The organism is Aquisphaera insulae, assembly GCF_011064615.1.
GTDB lineage: Bacteria > Planctomycetota > Planctomycetia > Isosphaerales > Isosphaeraceae > Aquisphaera > Aquisphaera insulae.
Map to the genome: position 1 here is coordinate 56,920 of NZ_JAALJH010000018.1, position 21,662 is coordinate 78,581.

At 67.8% G+C, this 21,662-nt stretch carries 19 protein-coding genes and 1 tRNA gene; 5 read left to right on the forward strand and 15 right to left on the reverse strand.

What is annotated here, in order from left to right:
* Positions 1 to 7 precede the first annotated feature (7 nt).
* The 3 genes from G6O54_RS12550 to G6O54_RS12560 all read right to left on the reverse strand — a co-directional run bounded on the left by G6O54_RS12550 (position 8) and on the right by G6O54_RS12560 (position 2,920).
* Complete coding sequence (locus G6O54_RS12550; RefSeq protein ID WP_165225590.1) at positions 8 to 409, reverse strand: hypothetical protein; 402 nt, start codon at positions 407 to 409, stop codon at positions 8 to 10.
* Between the two features lie 260 nt (positions 410 to 669).
* Positions 670 to 1,563, reverse strand: coding sequence for a HEAT repeat domain-containing protein (locus G6O54_RS12555; RefSeq protein WP_250846861.1), 894 nt, complete (start codon positions 1,561 to 1,563; stop codon positions 670 to 672).
* Positions 1,514 to 2,920, reverse strand: a complete 1,407-nt coding sequence (locus G6O54_RS12560; protein WP_165225593.1) for a 3' terminal RNA ribose 2'-O-methyltransferase Hen1 — start codon at positions 2,918 to 2,920, stop codon at positions 1,514 to 1,516. Before G6O54_RS12560 ends, G6O54_RS12555 begins: the two co-directional genes overlap by 50 nt.
* 348 nt (positions 2,921 to 3,268) lie before the next feature.
* Here G6O54_RS12560 and G6O54_RS12565 point away from each other — a divergent pair.
* Positions 3,269 to 3,355: transfer RNA gene (locus G6O54_RS12565), tRNA-Ser, on the forward strand.
* A 515-nt stretch (positions 3,356 to 3,870) separates the two neighbouring features.
* On the opposite strand, the gene G6O54_RS39040 is transcribed toward G6O54_RS12565, so the two are convergent.
* From G6O54_RS39040 to G6O54_RS12590, 5 genes are all read right to left on the reverse strand, one after another.
* Positions 3,871 to 4,146, reverse strand: a complete 276-nt coding sequence (locus tag G6O54_RS39040; protein WP_165225595.1) for an IS66 family transposase — start codon at positions 4,144 to 4,146, stop codon at positions 3,871 to 3,873.
* A gap of 11 nt (positions 4,147 to 4,157) precedes the next feature.
* Entirely contained in the window at positions 4,158 to 4,340 is a 183-nt protein-coding gene (locus G6O54_RS12575) for a hypothetical protein (protein WP_165225597.1), read from the reverse strand.
* A 109-nt stretch (positions 4,341 to 4,449) separates the two neighbouring features.
* Complete coding sequence (locus tag G6O54_RS12580) at positions 4,450 to 4,608, reverse strand: hypothetical protein (RefSeq protein WP_165225599.1); 159 nt, start codon at positions 4,606 to 4,608, stop codon at positions 4,450 to 4,452.
* A gap of 352 nt (positions 4,609 to 4,960) precedes the next feature.
* Positions 4,961 to 5,548, reverse strand: a complete 588-nt coding sequence (locus tag G6O54_RS12585) for a hypothetical protein (RefSeq protein WP_165225601.1) — start codon at positions 5,546 to 5,548, stop codon at positions 4,961 to 4,963.
* Positions 5,549 to 5,614: 66 nt separating this feature from the next.
* Positions 5,615 to 6,304 carry a hypothetical protein gene (locus G6O54_RS12590; protein WP_165225603.1) on the reverse strand — a complete coding sequence of 230 codons (690 nt, stop codon included), beginning with the start codon at positions 6,302 to 6,304 and terminating at the stop codon, positions 5,615 to 5,617.
* Between the two features lie 269 nt (positions 6,305 to 6,573).
* On the opposite strand from G6O54_RS12590, the gene G6O54_RS12595 reads away from it, so the two are divergent.
* The gene (locus G6O54_RS12595) at positions 6,574 to 9,501 is read left to right on the forward strand and encodes an FAD-binding and (Fe-S)-binding domain-containing protein (protein ID WP_165225606.1); all 2,928 of its coding nucleotides are present in this window, start codon (positions 6,574 to 6,576) and stop codon (positions 9,499 to 9,501) included.
* Positions 9,502 to 9,720: 219 nt separating this feature from the next.
* Positions 9,721 to 12,381 carry a glycoside hydrolase family 38 N-terminal domain-containing protein gene (locus tag G6O54_RS12600; protein WP_165225609.1) on the forward strand — a complete coding sequence of 887 codons (2,661 nt, stop codon included), beginning with the start codon at positions 9,721 to 9,723 and terminating at the stop codon, positions 12,379 to 12,381.
* 74 nt (positions 12,382 to 12,455) lie between these two features.
* Here G6O54_RS12600 and G6O54_RS12605 read toward each other — a convergent pair whose 3' ends face one another.
* The 6 genes from G6O54_RS12605 to G6O54_RS12630 form a co-directional block, all read right to left on the reverse strand.
* The gene (locus G6O54_RS12605) at positions 12,456 to 14,432 is read right to left on the reverse strand and encodes an NPCBM/NEW2 domain-containing protein (protein ID WP_165225612.1); all 1,977 of its coding nucleotides are present in this window, start codon (positions 14,430 to 14,432) and stop codon (positions 12,456 to 12,458) included.
* 98 nt (positions 14,433 to 14,530) lie between these two features.
* Entirely contained in the window at positions 14,531 to 14,785 is a 255-nt protein-coding gene (yidD, locus tag G6O54_RS12610) for a membrane protein insertion efficiency factor YidD (protein ID WP_165225615.1), read from the reverse strand.
* Positions 14,782 to 15,168, reverse strand: a complete 387-nt coding sequence (rnpA, locus tag G6O54_RS12615; protein ID WP_250846862.1) for a ribonuclease P protein component — start codon at positions 15,166 to 15,168, stop codon at positions 14,782 to 14,784. Before rnpA ends, yidD begins: the two co-directional genes overlap by 4 nt.
* 46 nt (positions 15,169 to 15,214) lie before the next feature.
* On the reverse strand, positions 15,215 to 15,508 hold the full coding sequence (locus G6O54_RS12620) for a hypothetical protein (RefSeq protein WP_165225621.1): 294 nt from the start codon (positions 15,506 to 15,508) through the stop codon (positions 15,215 to 15,217).
* Positions 15,501 to 15,872, reverse strand: a complete 372-nt coding sequence (locus tag G6O54_RS12625) for a chaperone modulator CbpM (protein WP_165225624.1) — start codon at positions 15,870 to 15,872, stop codon at positions 15,501 to 15,503. The genes G6O54_RS12620 and G6O54_RS12625 overlap by 8 nt, the downstream gene beginning before the upstream one ends.
* An 85-nt stretch (positions 15,873 to 15,957) precedes the next feature.
* The gene (locus G6O54_RS12630; RefSeq protein WP_165225627.1) at positions 15,958 to 16,944 is read right to left on the reverse strand and encodes a DnaJ C-terminal domain-containing protein; all 987 of its coding nucleotides are present in this window, start codon (positions 16,942 to 16,944) and stop codon (positions 15,958 to 15,960) included.
* Between the two features lie 236 nt (positions 16,945 to 17,180).
* Here G6O54_RS12630 and G6O54_RS38805 point away from each other — a divergent pair, with 236 nt between their 5' ends.
* Positions 17,181 to 17,402, forward strand: a complete 222-nt coding sequence (locus G6O54_RS38805) for a PF20097 family protein (protein WP_369432139.1) — start codon at positions 17,181 to 17,183, stop codon at positions 17,400 to 17,402.
* Positions 17,403 to 17,710: 308 nt separating this feature from the next.
* Positions 17,711 to 19,708 carry a glycoside hydrolase family 32 protein gene (locus G6O54_RS12635; protein ID WP_165225630.1) on the forward strand — a complete coding sequence of 666 codons (1,998 nt, stop codon included), beginning with the start codon at positions 17,711 to 17,713 and terminating at the stop codon, positions 19,706 to 19,708.
* An 18-nt stretch (positions 19,709 to 19,726) separates the two neighbouring features.
* Here the strand turns inward: G6O54_RS12635 and G6O54_RS12640 are convergent, their stop codons facing one another.
* Positions 19,727 to 21,661 carry an APC family permease gene (locus tag G6O54_RS12640; RefSeq protein ID WP_165225634.1) on the reverse strand — a complete coding sequence of 645 codons (1,935 nt, stop codon included), beginning with the start codon at positions 21,659 to 21,661 and terminating at the stop codon, positions 19,727 to 19,729.
* Between the last annotated feature and the right edge of the window lies 1 nt (position 21,662).

Here is a 21,662-nt window from a genome sequence, read left to right on the forward strand (position 1 = left end):
CCTGGCCTCACCATCTCTCGATGACCCCTCGATCGTGGAGCCAGTCCGCCTCTGTCCGGGGCGGGATGGAGTCTTCGGACGGGGGAAACAATGCTTCGATGTCGGATTTCTCGCGGGAAAGGAACACGACCACGCCATCTCGTGCGTTGAAGAAGCCCAGGAAGTAGGCCCATGAGTCGTCGATTCGAATCGCGCTCAGGATCCGAGCCAGCCTCTCGCCGCTTGGGCCCTCACGCCGCAAGTTGCGACGCGGGGTGATGTAGAAGGATTCGTGCAGGCGTCGCATGCCCTGTATTTCCACGACCTGCATCTCGGCCAAAAGCCGCATGGCCTCGGCGTCGGGGATCGGGCCGGGCAGGGCCAACGCCGCGGAGCTTTTGTAGCAAGAGCAGCGGTCGCACATCTCCACGAATCGTCTCTCGGACCTCGGCTCATACCGGGCGTACTCGGTCGGTTCGCCCATTCTCAACGGGCTATCGAGGAAGAGGGTTGGAGATTCGCCGACCTCGATCCCGGCCGCGGGTGCCCAGAGGCGTGACGCCACCTCATCGCCGTAGCGTTGAAGCCGATCCTCTGCGTAAAGCGCGATGTCCTGGCCTCGAGAACAAGCCAGGCCCCAGATTCGCGAGTCCGGGCTGGCCGTATGATGGAACATGACGACGCCGTGATTCACGATGACTCCCCAGCGTCTGAACCCTCCACTGAACACGCCTGGATCGCCTCTTCGAGCTCCGATTCGCGAACATTTGGCTGACCGCGAAAGGCGACGAGAAGCGGATACAGCTCGGGGGCGCGAATCAGGGCTGCGGACTCCATGAGATTCGACCCGATCAGACCCGCGGCAAGCTCCTCGCGGAGCATCGGCAGCATCCTCCGATCGCCCCGACGGGCGAGGCCGAGGATCGCCTCCTCCCTCGTCTCGAGATCCTCGTCGGCCAGTCGGGCGGCGAGGGCCGCGCGGATTTCCGGCGTGTCCAGGTCCGTCTGCGATCCGAGCCCGAACGTCGCCCAGTCCCGGACGTAGTCGACCGGATCACGCGTCAGCTCGATCAGTGCCGCAACGGCCTCGGGGTTCGCGAGACCCGTCATCGCGAAGGCGACGGCGTGGCGGATGTCGGGATTCCCGTGCTTTCGGAAACGGCCTGCGATCGCGGCCGTTTCCTCCCGCCTGAGATGCGACAGGGCCGTCATGATAGCGGCTAGACTCTCCTCATCCCGCTCTGCTTCGATCATCATGCGAAGCGTGCGGTAGCATTCCTCCGGAAATGTCCGTTCGGGCAGGCCAAGCTGCCCGAGGATGTGTGCCCCGACACGACGCTCGACCGGACAGGTGCTTCGGCAGAGCGCGACGGCCCGGTCCATGATCTCTCGCGATCCTCTCCACTGCAGGATCGAGATGGCTTGCCAGGTAAGATCCTCGTCACTCTCGCAGAGAGCCGACGTCATCAGCTCATCGACCGTTCGCGGATCGTCGGGCGGGTTCAGGGGCCAAGCGACGGTGATCGGCGCGTCTTCAGTCACGATGGAAGACTCCCATCTGCGTCGGGGGCCCCAGCCGGTCATCGACCGGCCCGATCGGCAGGAAGCGGACCTCGTAACCATGCCGAGCGGCGATCCTCTCCGCCCAGGCGTGGAACTCAGCCCTTGTCCACTCGAAACGGTGGTCGGGATGGCGGAGGCGATCGGCCCCGACGTTCTCCCAGGTCACGTTGTACTCGCGGTTGGGCGTCGTGAGGATGATCGTGGATGGCCGGGTGAACGCGAACAGGACTCGCTCGAAGGCGGCCAACCGGGGCGGGTCCAGGTGCTCGACGACTTCCACGACGGCCGCGGCGTCGAACCCCTCTAGTCGCCGATCACGGTAGATCAGCGAGCCGTGGAGCAGCTTGATGCGGGCCGCCTGGCGCTCGGGAAGGCGGTCGAGCTTCAATCGGTCGCGGGCATTTTCCAGCGAGCGGATCGACACGTCCATGCCGACGATCTCGGCGAATTCGGGATCCTTGAGCAGCTCTCGGAGCAGCTTCCCCTCGCCGCAGCCGAGGTCAAGGACCCGTCGGGCTCCGCTCGACCGGAGTGCAGCCAGGACGGCGCCGATCCGCTGTTCGTGGAGGCTCAACGGCTTCTCGAGAATGCTTTCGGCCTGGTCGCTCCGTCGCGGTTCCTCCTCGTTCGTGCTCGCTTCCGCGGGTTCTTCCTCCTCGACCAGCCGGGCGAGGGCCTGCCTGTAGAGGCTCGGTTGCGACCGGAGATAGCGGCGGGTGATCGCCTCCCGCGCGGGATGGTTGGCCAGCCAGCCGGCCCCCTTGGTCAGGAGCTTCTCGATCTCGTCGTCGCCCACGAAGTAGTGCTTCTGGTTGTCGAAGACGGGGACCAGGACGTACAGGTGCGTGAGCAGGGCGGAGAGCGTGACATCGCCGGCGACCGTCACCGAGTAGTACGGGCCCTCGCCCCACTCCGGGAACCGATCGTCGAGCGGATGCCGTGTGGCCTCGACGCGGTAGCCGAGCGGTTCGAAGAGGGCGCGGAGGAAGGGTTCGCCGCCGCGGACGGGGAGGACGTCAAGCCGGGCCTCGAGCGGGATCGGCGTCCTCGCCAGCTCGGGCCGATCGTTGCATCGGCCCTGGAGCGCCGTGCCGAGCACCTGGGAGATCGCGACGCTGAGGAACGACGAGGCGACATACGGCCGGTCGTTGACGTACTGGTCCAGCAGCCCTTCCCCGGCTCCCCTGCCCCGGACCACGCCGACCGGGTCCACGTCCAGCAGCAGGCACGCCGTGCAGCGCTCCGCCGACGCCTCGGGATAGAAGGCATGTGCCTTACCGAAGCTCAGCTCGTAGGTCTGGAACCGCCCCGGATGCTTATGCAGCAGGTAGCTGAGATCCGCGGCGGGCCGGTGGGTGGTGGTAATCGTCAGGAGCATGGCGCTCTCGATCCGGGATCGCGGGATGGGTGCAGGGGCGTAGAGCATCATCCTCGATGCCGATGAAGCGTTGAAGGGCCGCCCAATCGGCCCTGAGAACCGACAATCCGTCGGGAAGTCAGGTTCGCCTCGCCCGGAGGATGTTCGGAGGCCGCTGGTCCGCCCGGAACAGCAATCTGGCGGCGATCGTTCGATCGGCCCGAAAGGTGGATTGCCTGAATGCCCGAAGCCCCTTAAACTAGGACCTGAGTCGATCGCTCTGCCATCATCCACTTGCTCCGGCCGTTGATGGCTGCTCATGCAAGGGGATGACCGCAAAGAGGCGATCTGACAACTCGTTACGAGGACGGAGAGGTGACCGAGAGGCCGAAGGTGCGGCACTGGAAATGCCGTGTACAGTAACATGTACCGTGGGTTCGAATCCCACCCTCTCCGCTGACAACACGAACTGAAAGAGCCTGCGTTCGATCAACGCAGGCTCTTTTCTTTGCGCCTAAAAGCCCGCTTCATCTCGCAAGCCACGACGGTCAAACGGGATAAAGAGTCTCTGGGCAGCCAGCCGTGGTGGAACACTTCGGGACCGCGGTGGTCCGAGAGCAAGCCCCGTCCAGCGTCATGCTTTCCGGTGGTCTTCCACTTCTTGGTTGCCTTTGAAGGGTCTCTCTGACAACGATCTTGCGGTCGACGCCCGGAAAGCAGCCACACCGGACAAGCCGATCTTAGAGGCGCTCAAGGAAGATCTTGGAGGGTTGAACCGATCGCTCGCCTGAGCTTCTTGATAGGCGTCCACCAGAGGATGACCGCGCTGTCTGACGCTGGTCACCATGATGTGTACTCGATCGATTTACGGCGGTTAAGGGTGAAAAGCATCGTTTCTGACAGGCATATTTCGGGGCCGATCAGTCCTCTTTGAGTTGTTGTGCGTAATTGATTGACGAGCCGGGGGGCGATCAGGCGAGCCGAGGGGCGACGGGATGGATGAGCCGGACGACGGCGTCGAGCAGCTCCGGGCCCGCGAGGGTCCGCGACAGCGTCGCCAGGACGTTCGTCCAGGCCTCGAACGCCCGCGTGCCCCGCTCGGTCTTCGTGCAGTGCGACACCTTCCGCGCGATCACCGCCGGCCGCAACGCCCGCTCGGCGCGGTTGTTCGTCGGCTCGATCGACGGGTCGTCCAGGAACCGCAACAGCGACCAGGCGTCGTTGCACCCGCCCAGCCCATCCAGCAACCGTTGGTTGTCTACGTAAAGGTGCTGTAGTCGTCGGGATCCTGGGCGCCGGCCCGGGAATCGACGCCCTCGATCGAGACGGCCAGCGCCTGGACCAGGGGCCATGACAGGCCGGCCTTGGTGAGGTCGACGGAGAGGATGCCGAGGAGGTAGTTGCCGGAGGGGAGGAGATCGACGATCGCGGCGTACTGCACCGCGCCCGAATTGGCCCGCGGCCGAAGTCGCTGATCAGGGCCCTATCGCCGCCGAACTGGGCGCTATCCAGGGCGAAGGAGAAGGCCGAGAAATCCGCTCCGCTCCCCGTCAGGGCGCCGCTGCTGGGCGTGACGTCCAGGCCGAAGAGCCGAGCTCGTAGCTCGACTCGGTGCCGGAGGGGGCGAAGTTCAGGTTGACGTCAAAGCTCAAGATGTCGCCGGAGACGCCCGCCGGACCGAGCGAGTAGACCGCCGTGATGTCCGCCATCGCGGGAGGGCTCGCCATCTGGACCCCGACTTACGCGGCCAGCCGCAGGGCCCGTGACAACATGCGAGTCTCCTCGTCCGTGGTTCGTGGATCGCGATTTGAACCATCCTTACGCCACGAGCCGAATGAGCTTCGCCCGGGGGCGAGGTCTCGTCACCATGCGCCGGGGCCGGTGCGTTGCCTCATCGTCGCGGGAACCATGGCACGGGACGCCTTGCGAATCCGTCAAACCATCCAGTTCGATTGATCTCGGCAACATCGGTTCCGAATCCGAGAGCGATCCACGTTCGGTTGATCGCGACGGTGCTCCCGCCCGGGCGGGAGCCTTCAGGGCCGCGCCCGAGCGGGCGAGTTACCGGCCCGGGGGCGTCGTGCCCAGGCTCGTGGGGCCGCCGCCGGCTGCGGAGCTGAAGGGGGCGAAGGTCGACTCGGGATAGGGGAGGACGCCGTGGAAGCGGCCGTAGTCGGACTCGGGCGGGGCGCCGACGATCTGCACGACCGGGTTGTCGCCGGCCAGGGGGCCGGGTTCGCCGTAGAAGTTCGGGCAGGTCGGGGTCGGGCCGCCGGGGCCCATGAAGTGCGGGAACGGGTTGATCCCGCCGATCCGTCGCAGCCTCGGCGCGGGGTGCGGGTAGCCGGGGCCGCCGTAGAACGGATAGCCTCCCTCGGCGCCCGTCCCCAGGGCCTGGCCGCCGTAGCCGTATCCGCGGTGCCAGTTCAGGCCGAAGCCCTGGAAGCCCGGATGAATGCCCGGCGGCCCGTAGCCGAGCGTCCCGGCGGCCGGCATGGTCGCTTCGCCATGATGGGCGTGCGGGAGCTTGCAGCCCCGGGCGCACCGCCGGACGTCGTCGGCGAGGGCTCGATTCGCGATCCCCGCGAAGCCGACCGCTCCGGCCAGCATCACCACCAGTCTCGTCGCGGTCCTGGCTCTCGACGGCATGATCCTGCTCCTCCTGTGCTTTCCTGGAATCGGGGCGTCACGCGACGCGAGGCACACCGCGACCGGTCAGAAATACCCGCTGAAATCGATCCGGTTCGTCTTCGCGGAAACGAACTCGGCGACGTTCGTGACGGGCAGGCCGTACTTGTACCCCGCGCCTCCCTGCGAGCCGGGGCCGAAGGCGGTGATCCAGTCGAGCGTTCGGGCGAAGGTCGCCGGGTCGTACTTGACCCGCTGGAAGATCCCGGATGGGCCGGGGATCGCCACCGACCGCGCGCCGTCGAGGTTGAACAGGAAGCCGGATTTCACCTGCGAGGGGACCGGGTAGTACTTCTTCGTCAGGACGTAGAAGACGATCCACTCCCCCGGCTTCCACTGCTGATCGCCCGTCAGGATCGGCGTGGTGTAATTCTGCTGGGAGAGCCTCACCTCCAGGCCGTCCGCCGCGACGAACGTCCGGGCGGTGCCGTTGCGGACGACGACCGACAGCACGTTGTATGTCTGGCCGGGGATCGGCTGGTCGCGCTGGACGATGACCTGGTGGAAGGGAGGTTTGACGACCGAGTTGAACCGGTCCGGGTTGGTGATCCGGTAGATCAGGTAGCCGTGGCTCGGCTTCACCGCGGACGGATGGGCCTGCCGTGACGTCTCGGCGGCGACTCGATGCCCGGCCGCGCTCGCGACCGTGCTCGGGAGCTGCTTCGCCTCGAGGCTCTCGAGGTTCGGGCGATACCTGGCGGAAGGACGGTCGGGCACGAGACGTGGACTCCTTGACCTGGCCGTTGTCCGTTCGCAACGTCCCGGCTGACGGGCCGCGCCTGGCTCCTATATCGGCCTTCTTCATCCCGGTCGGTTGCGAGAATCGCAGGGGCTTCTGTGGGTTGTGTCGATTGTGCCGAAGGTGCCATGTCGGGCCGTCGTTTCATGGCGACCATCGCCGGGGGCTGCTAAGATCAGGGGCAAGACACCGGTTCGGTGCCCTGCCTCCTCGCGGCGCGTCCGCCCGCCTTCCCTCCGAGGAACGAATGCACAAGCTCCTCCAGCCCGACCCGTTCCGGATCGCGCCCCGCGACCACGTCCCCGCTCGAGATCACGCCCCGGTCGAGGTCGCCGAGGGGACGCCCGCGTGGCTCCGCGAGGACATGGCCGCCATCGTGGGCAAGGATCGGGTCCTGTCGCGGACGATCGACCTGGTCATGTTCGCGTCGGACGCGAGCCCGTACCGGATGCTGCCGAAGGTCGTCGTCTTCCCCCGCGATACGGACGAGGTCGCGCGAATCTTCGAATACGCCCGGCGGAAGAGGCTGCCGGTGACGATCCGGTCCGCCGGGTCCAGCCTCAGCGGCCAGTCTCAGGGGGACGGCATCCTCATCGAGGCGAAACGACACTGGGCCGGCTGGAGCGTGGAGGACGGCGGCAGGCGGATCCGCGTCCGGCCCGGGACGGTGATGTTCCGCGCCAACCTCGCGCTCGCTCCCTATGGCTACCGCCTGGGCCCGGACCCGGCCAGCGGCGCGGTGGCGACGATCGGCGGCGTGATCGCCAATAACTCCAGCGGCATGTGCTGCGGCACGGCCCAGAACTCGTACCGGACCATCCGCTCGCTGTCGTTCCTGCTGGCGAACGGCCGCCGGATCGACACCGCCGCGTCGGACGCCGAGGCCGCGTTCGCCGCCGCCGCACCGGAGCTGGCGAAGGGGCTGATGGAGATCAAGCGGGAGATCGAGGCCGACGCCGAGCTGACGGAGCGGATGCGGAAGAAGTACCGCATCAAGAACACGACCGGCTATCACATGGAAGCCTTCCTGGACGGGTCGACCCCGCTGGATATCTTCCGCCGCGTGCTCGTGGGTTCCGAGGGGACGCTTGCGTTCCTGGCCGAGGCGGTTTTCGACACCGTTCCCGACGACAAGTATCGCCTGACCTCGATGCTGATCCTGCCGGACATGTACGCGGCGGCGGCGGCCGTCGGGCCATTCGTCGAGCGGGGAGCGGCCGCGGTGGAGATGTCCGACCGGGCCTCAATCCGGGCGGTCCAGGGCCGGCCCGGCGTGCCGGAGCGGTGGCGGGCCCTGCCGCCGAAGGCCACCGCCCTGCTGGTCGAGTTCCGCGAGCCGTCGCCGGAGCGGCGGGCCGAGGTCGAGCAACTCGCCGGGAAGGTCCTCGCCGGGATCCCGCTCCTGGAGCCGGCCGAGTTCACGAAGGATCCGGCAGTCGCCGCGCTAATGTGGAACGTCCGCAACGGGCTCCTGGCCTCGGTGGGCGGTGCCCGCCCCAGCGGGACGTCGGTCATCCTCGAGGACGTCTGCTTCCCGAAGGATCGGCTCGCCGACGGCACGATCGACCTCCAGGCCACGTTCGGACGCCATGGTTACGACGGCGTGGTCTTCGGGCATGCCTCGGCGGGGAATCTCCACTTCCTGATCACGCCCTCGCTCAACGAACAGGCCGAGATCGCCCGCTTCGACGGCTTCATGCGCGACATCGTGGAGCTCGTCGTCGGCAAGTACGACGGCTCGCTCAAGGCCGAGCACGGCACCGGCCGGAACGTCGCCCCGTTCGTCGAGCGCGAGTGGGGGCCCAAGCTCACGGGCCTGATGTGGAAGCTCAAACGGCTGGCGGATCCCGAGGGGATCCTCAATCCGGGGGTGGTCCTCTCGAACGATCCGCAGTCGCACCTGGCCAACCTGCACACGATCCCGACCGTGGAGCACGAGGTCGATCGCTGCATCGAGTGCGGCTATTGCGAGCCGGTCTGCCCGAGCCGCAACCTGAGCACGACGCCCCGGCAGCGGATCGTCCTCCGCCGCGAGATGATGCGGCAGCCGGCCGGTTCCGAGGTCACCGCCGCGATCCTCCGCGACTACGAGTACCAGGCCATCGAGACCTGCGCCGGCGACGGGACGTGCGCGCTCGCCTGCCCGGTCGGGATCAACACCGGCAACCTGATGAAGCAGTTCCGCCACGAGGAGCACACGCGCGGGCAGGAACGCGTGGCCGAGGGCGTGGCCAGGCACTGGGGTTCGATCGAGAAGGCGGGCCGCGCGGCCCTCACGCTGAATCACGCCGCGCAGGCATGGATCGGGGGCATCCCGGCGCAGGGGCTGACCTCGGCCGCGCGGATGGTCGTCAGCAAGGACCTCATACCCGGGTGGCTGCCCAACATCCCCGGGGCTTCGAAGGCGAAGCTCCCCGCCACGGCCCGCGACGGCGCGGCGGCGGTCTATTTCTGCGCCTGCGTCAACCGGATGTTCGGCAACTCCGACGGCTCGTCCGCCCTGCCCGGCCTGGCCGAGGTGATGGTCGCCGTCTCCGCGCGGGCCGGCCTGCCGCTCTGGATCCCGGGCGACATCGCCGGGACCTGCTGCGCGACGGTCTGGCACTCGAAGGGTTACGAGGACGGCAACACCTACATGGCCAACCACCTCGTCGAGCGGATGTGGGCCTGGAGCGACTCCGGCCGCCTGCCGGTCGTCTGCGATGCCAGCTCGTGCTCGTTCGGCATCAAGACCGAGGTGCTCTCCTACCTCACGCCGGAGAACCGCGAGCGGCACCAGAAGCTGACCCTGCTGGACTCGATCGTCTGGGCGAACGATCATCTGCTGCCGCGGCTGAAGGTCCGGCGCCGGGTCGGCTCGGCGGCGCTGCACCCGGTCTGCTCGACCCACCACATGGGGATCGTCAAGAAGCTCCAGGAGCTGGCCGGGTCCCTTGCCGAGGAGGTCGTGACTCCGATCCACGCCACCTGCTGCGGGTTCGCCGGCGACCGCGGCTTCCTCCACCCCGAGCTGACCCATGCGGCGACGGCCGAGCAGGCGGCCGAGCTCTCCGGCCGCGAATTCGACCGCTACGTCTCGAGCAACCGGACCTGCGAGATCGGCATGAACCTGGCAACCGGCAAGGACTATCGCAGCGTCATCTTCCTGCTGGATGAGCTGACGCGCGAGCCGTGACCTGGCCGAGGGGGCAGATGATGGCATCGCGCCCGCCGGGGAGTTAGGATGACCTCATCGCCCGCCCCTCAAGGTTGCGGACGACCTGCCTTCCCCCGCCTCGTGCGACGTGGCCGTGCGGGCCCCCGCCCCCGGCTCACGCCCTGGACTGCGCCAGAGAGAAGCTCCGGACGACGACGGCCGGCCCCCGGACGCAGTGATCCATCCAGGAGAGATGCGATGAACATCCGAAAGACGTTTGCCGTACGGGCCTGCACGCGCGTCGCGGCCGTGCTCGTCGGGCTTGCGGTGCTGGCCGTTGCCGCGCCGGTCCGGGCCGGGGACGGCCCCGCGGCGCCCAAGCCGCCGAGGAAACTGACGGTCTACATCGTCCCCCACTCCCACACCGACATCGGCTACACGGAGATCCAGACCCAGATCGAGAAGAAGCAGGTCGACAACCTGCTCCAGGGCATCGCGCTGGCGAAGCGGACCGCCGGCAATCCGGAGGGCGCCCGGTTCGTCTGGAACGTGGAGGTCCTGTGGGCGGCCGATCTCTTCCTTCATCGTCTGGGCGACGCCCAGAAGGCGGAATTCATCGACGCCGTCAAGCAGGGCCACGTCGCCCTCCACGGCATGTACCTCAACGAGCTGACGGGCCTCTGCCGGACCGAGGAGCTGCTGCGCCTCTTCCGCGAGGGCACGAAGATCGCGGACCTGACCGGCGTGCCGATCGAGGCGGCCATGACCAGCGACGTCCCCGGCCACACCTGGGGCACGGTCACGGCGCTCAACCAGGCCGGGATCAGGTACTTCTCGCCCGGGACGAATTACATCGACCGGGTGGGCGGCGTCCTGGCGAAATGGGAGAACAGGCCGTTCTACTGGGCCTCGCCCTCGGGCAAGGAGAAGGTCCTGGTCTGGCTCTCCACCAAGGGCTATGCGCTCTCGCACCTCATCCACGAGCTCACGCCCAAGTACATCAACGACTACGTCGCGGAGCTGGACAAGATCAATTACCCCTACGACATCGCCTACCTCCGATGGTCGGGACACGGCGACAACGCGGCTCCGGATCCGGGCCTCTGCGAATCGGTCAAGAAGTGGAACGCCGAGCACGAATGGCCCAAGCTGAAGATCTCCTCGACGACCGAGGCATTCCGCGCCCTCGAGACCTGCTACGCCGACAAGATCCCGGTCGTCCGCGGCGACTGGACGCCTTACTGGGAAGACGGCGCGGGGTCGACGGCCCTGGAGACGAGCCTCAACCGCTGGAACGCCGACCGGCTCACGCAGGCCGAGGCGCTCTGGAGCATGATCGATCCGGCCGGCTTCCCGGCGCGGGCCTTCGACGCGACCTGGAAGAATGTCCTGCTCTACTCGGAACACACCTGGGGGGCCCACTGCAGCATCACCGAGCCCTCGATCCCGCTGACCCAGGACCAGTGGCGGATGAAGTCCTCGTATGCGGTCGGCGCCGACGTCCGGTCCCGCCAGCTCGTGGACCAGGTCCTCGCCCGGCGGTCCCGCCCCGGCAACGATGAGGCGGCGTTGAGCAACGACGTGGACGTCTACAACTCGTCGTCCTGGCCGCGAACCGACCTCGTCCTCGTGCCCAAGGTCCTGTCCACGGTCGCCAGCCAGATGGACAGGGTCCTCGACGACCAGGGCCGGCCGGTCCCCTCGCAGCGGCTCTCCGGCGGCGACCTCGTGTTCGTCGCCACCGACGTCCCGCCGTTCAGCGGCCGTCGGTACACGGTCGCGGCCGGTCCCGCCACGCCGCTACCCGCGGGGGCGGTCGCGGCCTCGGCGAAGGACGGCACGCTCGACAACGGCCTGATCCAGGCGAAGATCGACCCGCGCACCGGCGGCGTCGCGGAGCTGCACGCGAAGGGCATCGACGGCAACCTCGTCGATCCCTCGTCGGGACATCAGCTCAACGAATACCTGTACCTGATCGGCGATGACCTGAAGGGCGTCAAGACGTCCGGGGCGCCGACGATCAAGGTCGTGGACAACGGACCGATCGTCGCCACGATCGTCGTCGAATCCCCCGCGCCGGGTTGCCATTCGCTCCGCCGCGAGGTCCGGGTGATCGCCGGTCTCGATCGCGTGGAGCTGTCCAACACCGTGGACAAGAAGCGGCTCGAGGCCGCCAGCTACATGGCGAAGGAAGGCAAGGAGAGCGTCAACTTCGCCTTCCCGCTCAACGTCCCGGGGGGCAAGATGCTCCTCGACCTGCCCATCGGCGTGATTCGGCCCGAGGTGGATCAGATCCCGAGCGCCTGCAAGAACGACATCCCGATCGGTCGCTGGGCCGATGTGTCGAGCCCGGCCGCCGGCGTGACCTGGGTGACGCTCGACGCGCCGCTCGTGGAGCTCGGCGAGCTGTCGGGGCGACTGCTCGGATCCATCCAGACGCAGGAGCCGTGGCGAAAGACGATCGAGCCGACCCAGCAGATCTATTCGTGGGTGATGAACAATCACTGGCACACGAACTACCGCGCCTACCAGGAAGGCCCGGTGATCTTCCGCTACGCCCTCAGGCCGCACGGTGCGCTCGACCTGGCCACGGCCTCGCGGTTCGCGACCGGCCTGAGCCAGCCCCTGGTGGCGACCCTGGCCCGCGGGCCGAAGCCGTCCGGCACCCCGCTCGTCCGGGTGACCGGCGAGGGCGTGAACGTCGTCTCCCTCAAGCCCAGCGACGACGGCAAGGCCTGGATCGTCCGCCTCTACGGCGCCTCCGGCGAGGACCGCACCGTCGACCTGAAATGGTCCGACGGGGTTTCGAAGAAGACCTCGCTGAGCAACACCAGCGAGAAGCCCCTGTCCGACCTGGACGGCCCGATCACCGTGCCGGGCTGGGACATCGTCACGGTCCGGGTGGAGCGGGCGAGTTGAGCCGAGATGAAAGATGATGGGCCGCGCCGGTTACTGACCGGCGCGGCCCGGTCCGTATCTCGTGCTCTCCTTCGTCACGCCCCCGGCGTGACCTTGATCAGCGCCGCGCCGTGGCGGGGCAGCTTCACGGTGTAGCCCTCGGGGCTGACCTCGAGGTCCTTCTGCCGCCAGAGGTCGCGGACGGCCTTCGGGGACTTCGCCTCGATCTCGGACCAGCTCACGGTGGCCGTCGCTTCGTCCTCGCTCAGGTTGAACAGGCCGACGGCGATCGAGCCGTCCTCGAGGGGGCGGGCCCAGACCTCGGTCTCGTTTGACCGCTTGACCACGCGGTGTGCCGGGCGGCCGAGCGGATCCTGATTGACGTCGAGGACCTCGTCGTTGGTCAGCAGGTTGAGCGTGAAGTCGTCCAGCCGGGTCAGGTCGCAGCCGATCAGGAGCGGCGAGGACAGGAGCGACCAGAGGGTGATGTGGGTGTACTGCTCCGAGGGGGTCAGGTGGGTGGGGTGGAGTGCCGGGCCCCAGCCAACCCAGCCGACGACGAGCATGTCCGGGTCGTTCCAGCGGCCCGGGCCGGCGAATTTCTCGTGGCCGTCCTGCTTGAAGCCGATGCCCGCCATGCTGCCCCAGGTGTCGGTGATGTCGCCGGTGGTCCGCCAGCAGTTGCCGTCGACCTCACCGCCCCACTCCCAGACGTTGTCCATGCCGTACTGGCAGAGGCTGAAGAGGATGTCCCTGGGCTGGGCGCGGAGCATCCGGCCCATCAGGTCGTATGGCTTCTTGTAGTAGTCGCGGCCCGACCCGTGTTCGACGTTGCCGTAGCTGCACCAGTCGTATTTGAGATAGTCGAAGCCCCATTCGGCGAACCGCTCGGCGTCTTCCTTCTCGTGCTTGTAGCTGGCCAGGCAGCCGCCGCAGGTCGTCGGGCCGGGCGAGGAGTACAGGCCCGCCTTCAGGCCCTTCGAATGGATGTAATCGGCCAGGCCCTTCATGTCCGGGAACCGCGGGTTGGAGTTGATCTTGCCGGCCGCGTCCCGCTCCGGGCCGTGGAGCGTCGGGTCGCTGTCGCCGCTCTTGGTCATCCAGAAGTCGTCGATGTTGATATACGTCCAGCCGTGATCGCGGAGGCCGGCGTTGACGAAGGCATCGGTGGCGTCGCGGACGTTCTTCTCGTTGACGGCGCCGGCGAAGCAGTTCCAGGAATTCCAGCCGAGCGGCGGCGTGAGGGCCAACCGGTCGCCGACGACGATCCTGAGCTCACGCGTCGCCGAGCCCAGGGCGTTGGTCGCCGTGACCTTGACCTTGTGCTCGCCCTTCGCCGCGGTACATCCGGTGATGATTCCGGTGGCCGGGTCGAGCGAGAGGCCCTCGGGCAGGCCCTCGGCCGCGAAGGTGACCGGCTTCCGGCCGGTGGCCGCGACCGTGAAAAGGAAGGGGCTGCCGGGCCGCACGCCCACAACCTTCGCGCCGTTGATCCGCGGCGAGGGGGACGGTCGGGGCGTCAGGATGTACGGCTCCTCGTGGACGACCAGGAGCGCGGGCTTCGCCCCCTCGTAGGTGATCGTTGCGTCGGCCCAGTCGGCGTGATCGAAGTTCATGCCATCGCCGCCGTCCGTGACCTGGAGGACCAGCCGCTTCACGCCTGTCAGGTTGGCGTCGACCTCCCTGGCGGGATCATGCGTCTTCAAGACGCCGCTCGACCAGAGGGCCTTGCCGTCGCCGACGAGGCGAAATTCGACCGCGCCCTGGCCGGTCACCTCGTCGTCGACACCGACCCAGGCGTGGAACCTGGTCGCCGAGCCCTTGAGGTCGACGACCAGCCGGGATTCGGCGTGCGTGCCGAGGCCGTGATCGAAGGCTCGACCCTGGATCTTCAGCGGGTTTCCGTCGACGCTGCGATCCTTGCCGGGATTGCCCCATCCCTGGGTGACACCGGACAGGTCGAGCGCCGAGACTCGCAACTCGTCGGCCCCGACGGTGGCGACCGACATGATGAGGAAGGCGATCAGGCATGGAACGGACCGAGCCGCCGAATCAGGTCTGGGGAGCTTCATCGAGACGTCCTTCTTTCCTATGGGAGGCGTGCGGCCGGGGAAGCGGCCGCCTTGCCTCAGCCTAAGGCCTGGAGGTACGCCCCACAAGGACGCGTCGGTCAGGGCGGGTCGTAGCCGCCGGGGTGCCAGGGATGGCATTTCGAGAACCTCTTCAGGCCGCGGAAGAGGCCCTTGACGAACCCATACTTCCGGAGCGACTCGGCCATGTAGCGGCTGCAACTGGGCCGGAATCGGCAGACGTCGCCGAGCAGCGGGCTGAGCGTGAGCTGGTAGACGCGGATCAGGCCGAGCAGGAGGGCGACCGCGAGCTTGCCCGGCCAGGAAAGCGATGACCGGAGCGCCCCGGAGGTCATGGCGCGACCTCGCCGACGGGCTTGGGACGCGGGAGCCTGAGGCGTCGGGCCAGGTCGCGAACCAGCTTCGAAAGCGAGGCCCGAACGGCGTCGAAATCCGGCTCGCCGGGGCGGGGGATGACGACCAGGTCGATGCCCGGCGGGAATTCCTCCTTGCCCAGGCGGAAGGCCTCGCGGATGAGCCGCTTGTGACGGTTCCGCGCCGAGGCCTTGCGGACCTTCTTGCGCGAGACCGAGATCCCGAGCCGGGCGTGATCGCGGCCATTCTCGACGCCGTAGATGACGAAGAGCGCGTCGGAGACGCTCCGGCGGCGGTCGAACGCACGGCGGAAATCCGCCGGGGCCTTGATCCGTTCGTGGGGCCGGAACCTTGCGCGTGACAAACCGGCTTCGTCACCCGGATTGGCGGCTTCGATCCCGGGAAGGGGTTCATTCGCTGGCGACGGTTCCATGGTCTTCTTCGTCCTTGGCCGTGAGGTCGGGGAGCGAGACCCTCCTGGGCGGGGCCAGCCGCTCTCGGATCATCCGCGCGCGTCGCCGGAGGTGCCAGATCAGGAACAGGCCCACGATCGCGATCGTGGCGAGGGCTGTGGCCAGCAGGCTGAAGACGGCGCTTCGGACCCTCGGCCGCGCCTCGGGATGCTCGGCGAGGATCCGACCCAGCCGGCTCCGGCGTGGTTCGGGCTCAGGCCCCGGCCCGGCCGATCCCGGTTGCTCAACCATGGCGATCGCGCCGGGGGCCCGGCATCGGGATCGCGGGAGGTTCCGCGGGCTCGGCGTCCTCGATGACTTCGCCCCGATCCAGGATCTCCGAGAGCTCCCCCGCGAGTCCGCCCAGCCGATCGTGGAGCCGGGACATCCGGTCGCAGAGGCGGAGGATGACCTCCACGCCGGCGAGGTTGATCCCGAGGTCTCGCTGGAAGCTGACGATCGTCCAGATCCTCCGGACCTCCGACGGCTCGTAGCCTTCCACCTGATCCTCGCGCGAGGCGCGGATGAGCCCGAGCCGCTCGTACTTGACGAGGGCGTGGGTCGAGACCGAGAGTTCTCTGGCGACGAGGTCGCGAGGGACGAATGGTCGAGTCATGACCGCGAGGACCCGGCTGGGCTCTCCCCCTTGGTTGCTTGCTTCGATGTGCGATCGGGCTCGCGATCGTGGGGACGGCCCCCGCTCACCAGAGTCCGGCGCGTGGGTTCTGCTTGTTCCGATCGGCGAACTCCTCGATGAGCTTCTTGCTGGCGTCGTCGACGTTTTTCGGGACGACGACCTTGAGCTGGACGAAGAGGTCGCCGGCGGCCTTGCCACCGGAGGCCGGGATCCCCTGCCCCTTGAGCCGCAGCTTCTGGCCCGACGAGGAGCCCGCGGGGATGGGGAGCGACTTCATGCCGTCGAGGGATGGGACTTCGATCCTCGCCCCGAGGATCGCCTCGGCCACGCCGATCGGAACCTCGACCACGAGATCGCGGCCGTCACGCTTGAAGTAGGGGTGCGGCTCGACGGAGATCTCGATCGTCAGGTCCCCACGCGGGCCCCCCTTGGTCGCGGCCTCCCCCTGCCCCTTGAGCCGGAGTTTGGAGCCGTTGTCGACCCCCGGTGGGATCTTGACCACCAGGCTCTCGGCGGAGCCGTCGCTCCGGGAGACGTTGATCGAGGTCTCGCCGCCGCGGACCGCGGTCAGGAAGGGGATGGAGAGGTTCGCCTCGAGCGTTCGCCCCGCTCGTGGTCGGGACGCTCCCCGGCTCGACCGCATGCGGCCGAGCAGGTCCTCGAAGATCCCCGCGCCCCCCTCCTCGCCGCCGCCTCCGGCCCCGGGGCCCTGCCCCTGGTTGAACTGGCGGAAGAAGTCGGAGAAATCCACGTTCTCATACCCGTGGCCGCCGAACTGGGAGGTCCAGTCCGAGGCATTCGTCCGCGGCCCGGCGGCGGCCATGCCCTCGAAGGCGGCATTGCCGTAGCGGTCGTAGAGGGCCTTCTTCTCCGGGTCGGAGAGGATGTCGTAGGCCTGCTGGACCTCCTTGAACTTCTTCTCGGCCGCCTTGTCACCGGGATTCACGTCCGGATGGTGCTTCCGCGCCATCGCCCGATAGGCCTTCTTGATCGCCTCCGGCGTCGCGTCGCGAGCCACGCCGAGGACCTCGTAATAATCGCTATCGGGCATGAGAGTGACCAGACCCTGCGAGCAACCGGGACGGAGCCGGCCGGTTCGTTGAGACGCCGATGAACATTCTATCGGCCCGGCGCGGCGGCCTTCAAGGGACGCGGGGACGTCCCCTGTCGGGTTCCTCATCCTCCAAATAAGAAAGCCAGCGTGACGAATGCATACCAGGCCGTGAGGTGTCTTCGCGTCGTGGCGATGACCGCGCGTTCCCCGCATCGGTCAAGCGGGAAGAACTCATGAAAACCCCGAAATGCCCCAAGTGCAGCCAGCCGATGGAAGAGGGTTTCATCCTCGATCAGGCGCACAACTTCCAGTCGGCCGAGAAGTGGGTCGAGGGCCCACCGCAATGGTCTTTCTGGACTGGCTTAAAGCTCAACGGTCGAAAGAAACGCCAGGTGGCAACGTACTGCTGCCCGAAGTGCGGGTTTTTGGAGTCGTATGCGACAATGGAGGATTGACGGAGAGAGGAGCGACTCGGTCTCCTCATCTCGCACCGCTCAGCCGCAGCTTCGATTGCCCGATGCCGATGCGAATTCCGCCCGCGAGCACAAAGCTCCTGCCGAGGCGGGCGCCGACCGGCGACTGTGTGCATGCTCCTTGTCGATCGCAGGGCGGACTGTGGTGGCAACGATAACCGTCACGGTCCGGTCGCCCTGTGGTTCGCTTCCACGAACCATCGTAGAGTGACCAGGTCCACGAGGGTGACATGGTCCGACGGTGCTCACCCGGGGCCCCAAGGAATCTCGAGGTTTGCAGGAAATCTGCGATGCCCGGCACGAATCGATCGCGGTGGCTTTGCCTCGTTTGCCTGCTGGCCTCGACGGCAGCCGGCCAGGAGATACGCCCCCATGCCGAGAAGTATCGCCCCCAGTACCACTTCACGCCGCGATCGGGATGGATCGGCGACCCGGACGGGCTGGTTCATCATCGAGGCAAGTATCACCTGTTCTGGTGGGGCCACGCGGTCTCGGATGACCTGGTCCACTGGCGTGAGCTGCCCTCCCCCATGAAGGGTGACGACGGCTCGTTCGCCTACTTCTCGGGGAGCGTGGTCGTCGATGAGGCCGCGACGAGCGGGCTCGGCCGGAGGCCGGTTCCGCCGCTCATCGCGGTCTACACCGCTCATCGGAGGGAGGATGGCCGGGAGGCTCAGTCCCTCTCCGTCAGCGATGACGGCGGCGAGACCTTCCGGTTCCATCCCGGCAATCCGGTCCTCGACATCGGGAGCAAGTCGTTCCGCGACCCGGACGTCTTCTGGCACGAGCCCACGAGGCGATGGGTCATGGTGGTCGCCCTGCCGGAGGATCGCAAGGTCCACTTCTACGGCTCGCCCGACCTGAAGTCGTGGACGTTCCTGAGCGCCTTCGGGCCCGTCGGGGCGAGCGAGCAGATCTGGGAGGTTCCCGGCCTCGTGAGGTTGCCCGTCGAGGGGGACTCGACCGAGCCGCGATGGGTCCTGATCTGCGGCATCGGGCCGAACAAGGGCCAGTACTTCGTGGGGGACTTCGACGGGACGCGGTTCCACGTCGATCCGGCCCATGCGGCCGCCCTGGTCCGTGGCGCGGACCTGCCGGGCGAGGTCTTCGCGAGTTTTGAAGGCGATCAGTACGACGGCTGGAAGGCCGAGGGAGACGCCTTCGGACGCGGGCCAGACGCGGGCGAGCGGCCGATCGCCGGATATCTCGGCAAGCGGCTCGTCTCGACCCGTCGCGCCGGGCCGCGAGCGACCGGCCGCCTGACATCGCCGCCGTTCACCGTCACGAAACCCTGCATCAACTTCCTGATCGGCGGCGGCGATCATCCGGGCGAGACCGGCATCGAGCTGGTCGTGGACGGCCGGGTCGTCCGCTCCTCCACGGGCCGCAACAGCGACATCCTCCGCTGGGACGGCTGGGACGTTCGGCCCTGGAAGGGGAAGCCCGCACGCCTGAGGATCATCGACCTCGGCCGGGGCGACTGGGCCAACGTCTCGATCGATCAGATCGTCTTCTCCGACGTCCTCCTCGACCACGGCCGCGAGCACGCGAGTTGGATCGACTGGGGGCCGGATTTCTACGCCGTCCGGGCCTGGCGATCCTACGGCGAGCGGTCGGACCGCACGGTCTGGCTGGGCTGGATGGGGAACTGGGAATACGCCCGGACCGTCCCCACCTCGTGGGGCAAGGGCGTCGAGTCGATCCCTCGCGAGGTCCGGCTGGCGAGATCGAGGTCGGGATCGGGCTATCGGCTCCTCCAGCGGCCGATCCCGGAGCTCGCCTCGCTCCGACAGGGTGGCTGGACGGCCGCCCCGCACGCCCTCCGCGATGGCCTCGAGCCCCTGGACTTCCGCCCGGGTCGTAACAGCTACGAGCTCGAGGCCGAATTCGCCTGGGAGGGCGCGGAGGCGGAGTTCGGCCTGAACCTCTGCGTCGGCGAGGGCCGGCGGACGAGCCTCGGCTACGACGCCGCGATCTCGAGCCTCTCCCTCGACCGCCGCGAGTCGGGCGATGTCGGCTTCGATCCGAAATTCCCGAAGCGGGTGACGGCGCCCCATCCCGCAATCGGCAGGACTCTCCGGCTTCGGATCTTCGTCGATCAGTGTTCGGTGGAAGTCTTCGCGGACGACGGCCGGACCGTGCTGACCTCGCTGGTCTTCCCAGCCGAAGGATCGCGGGGCGTCGACCTCTTCTCGCGGAAGGGGCGGGTGACGTTGCGCAGCCTCCGGGCCTGGGAGCTCGAATCGATCTGGTCGTCGGAGCTGAAACGGGGCCCGCAGGCCCGCTGACGATCCGCCGGGACCACGTCATGGGGACGCGGAGGGGGCCGCGGCGGCGGAATTCCCCGTGTCCGGCTTTTCCCGGCCCTCGCCATCGGACAGATACCACGGCACGTCGATCACGACGACGCGGCGGAATCCGCTCAGGAGCAGGTAAATCTTGATGACCGAGGCCGTCTGGTTGTGGAGCAGGTAGTGATACCAGCGGGTGCCCACGAGCTGGGGGATGATCACGGCGATGTCCCGGTCGGGGTGGGTCTTCTGAAGGTCGGAGACCACCTGTTTGAGCGGTGCATAGAGGCGGCGGTACGGGGAGTACACGACGATCAGCTTCGGCGGGATCAGGCCCGCCGCCCGCGCGGGTTCGCGGACCTTCGGCTCCCATCCTTCCTCGAGTGCGACCATCGCATGCTCGTCGTCGGCGATGTGGAGCGCGTACACCTCGTCGGCGACCTTCAACGAGAAGCGAAGCGCCTTCCGGGTGATGGCGCTCCAGCCCCGGATCGGCAGCAGGGCGATCGGCGGCCGGAGGTCCGATGCATCGAGGGGCAAGTCCGAGGCGACTTCCCTTCCCACGGCGCGGTAGTGGGCGCGGACGAGGGTGAAGCAGACAAGTAGCGTCGGCACCAGCAGGGTCATGATCCAGGCGCCCTCGGCGAACTTGGACACCAGGACGATGACCAGGGTCACGGCCGTGCTGGCCGCGCCGACGGCATTGATGAGCGCCGATCGTTCGGCCTGCGGCCCCCCCTCACGCCGCCAGTGCACGACCATCCCGGCCTGCGAGAGCGTGAAGGCGAGGAAGGCGCCGACCGCGAAGAGCGGGATCAGGTGGTCCGTGATCCCTCCGAAGACGATCAGCAGCAATGCGGAGAGGGCGGCCAGGACCAGGATGCCCCAGCTATAGACGAGCCGACGGCCTCGGTGGAGGAAGCCATTGGGCAGGTAGCCGTCCTGGGCGACCACGCGGCAGAGCCTGGGGAAATCCGCGAATCCGGTGTTCGCCGAGAGTGCCAGCACGCCCAGGACCGACCCGATCGTCACGTAGTAGAAGGCCCCGCGCCCCACCACCGCGGCGACGAGCTGGGAGAGGACGCTCTGATATCCCGGCCCGCCCGGCTCCGTCGCGCCGATGCCATAGGCCCGGCAGAGGTAGGCGATCCCCGCGAGCATCACGGCCAGCACGCCGATGATGACCGTCAAGGTGCGGCGTGCATATCGGACCGTCGGCTCATGGAAGGCGGAGACGCCATTGCTGACGGCCTCCACGCCGGTCATCGCGGTGCAGCCGCTGGCGAACGCACGCATCAGGATCCAGAGCCCCGCCGCGGCCTGCGCCGAACCCTGTGGCGCCGGAGGCTCCAGCGGGACCGGCCGGCCCCCGGACAGGACGGCCCTGGCCACGCCGATGGCCAGCACGGCGAGCATCGACACGATGAAGAGGTAGGTCGGCACCAGGAAGGCCATCCCGGACTCGCGGACACCTCGCAGGTTGACCGCGGTGATGATCGCCAGGATCAGGAGGCACAAGGGCAGGATGTAGGGCTGGAGGATCGGCACGGCGGAGACAAGTGCGCCGACGCCCGCCGAGATCCCCACGGCCACCACGAGGACGTAATCGAGCATCAACGCCGCGGCCGCCATGAGGCCGGCCGTGGTCCCCAGGTTCTCGCGCGCCACGGTATAGGAGCCGCCGCCGTGCGGATACGCCGCGATCGTCTGCCGGTAGGAGATGTAGACGACCAGCAGCAGGAGGATGATGAGCGTCGTGATCGGCCCGACGTAGCCGATCCCGGCCGCGCCCAGCGGGATCAGCAGCGTCAGGGCGGCCTCGGGCCCGTAGGCGGCCGAGCCCAGTGCATCCAGGCCGAGCATCGGGATGCCCGCCCAGACACCGACCCGCTGCTCGCCCTCCTCGTCGGTCGCCAGCGGCCGGCCGAAGAGATAATCGGATAGTGACATC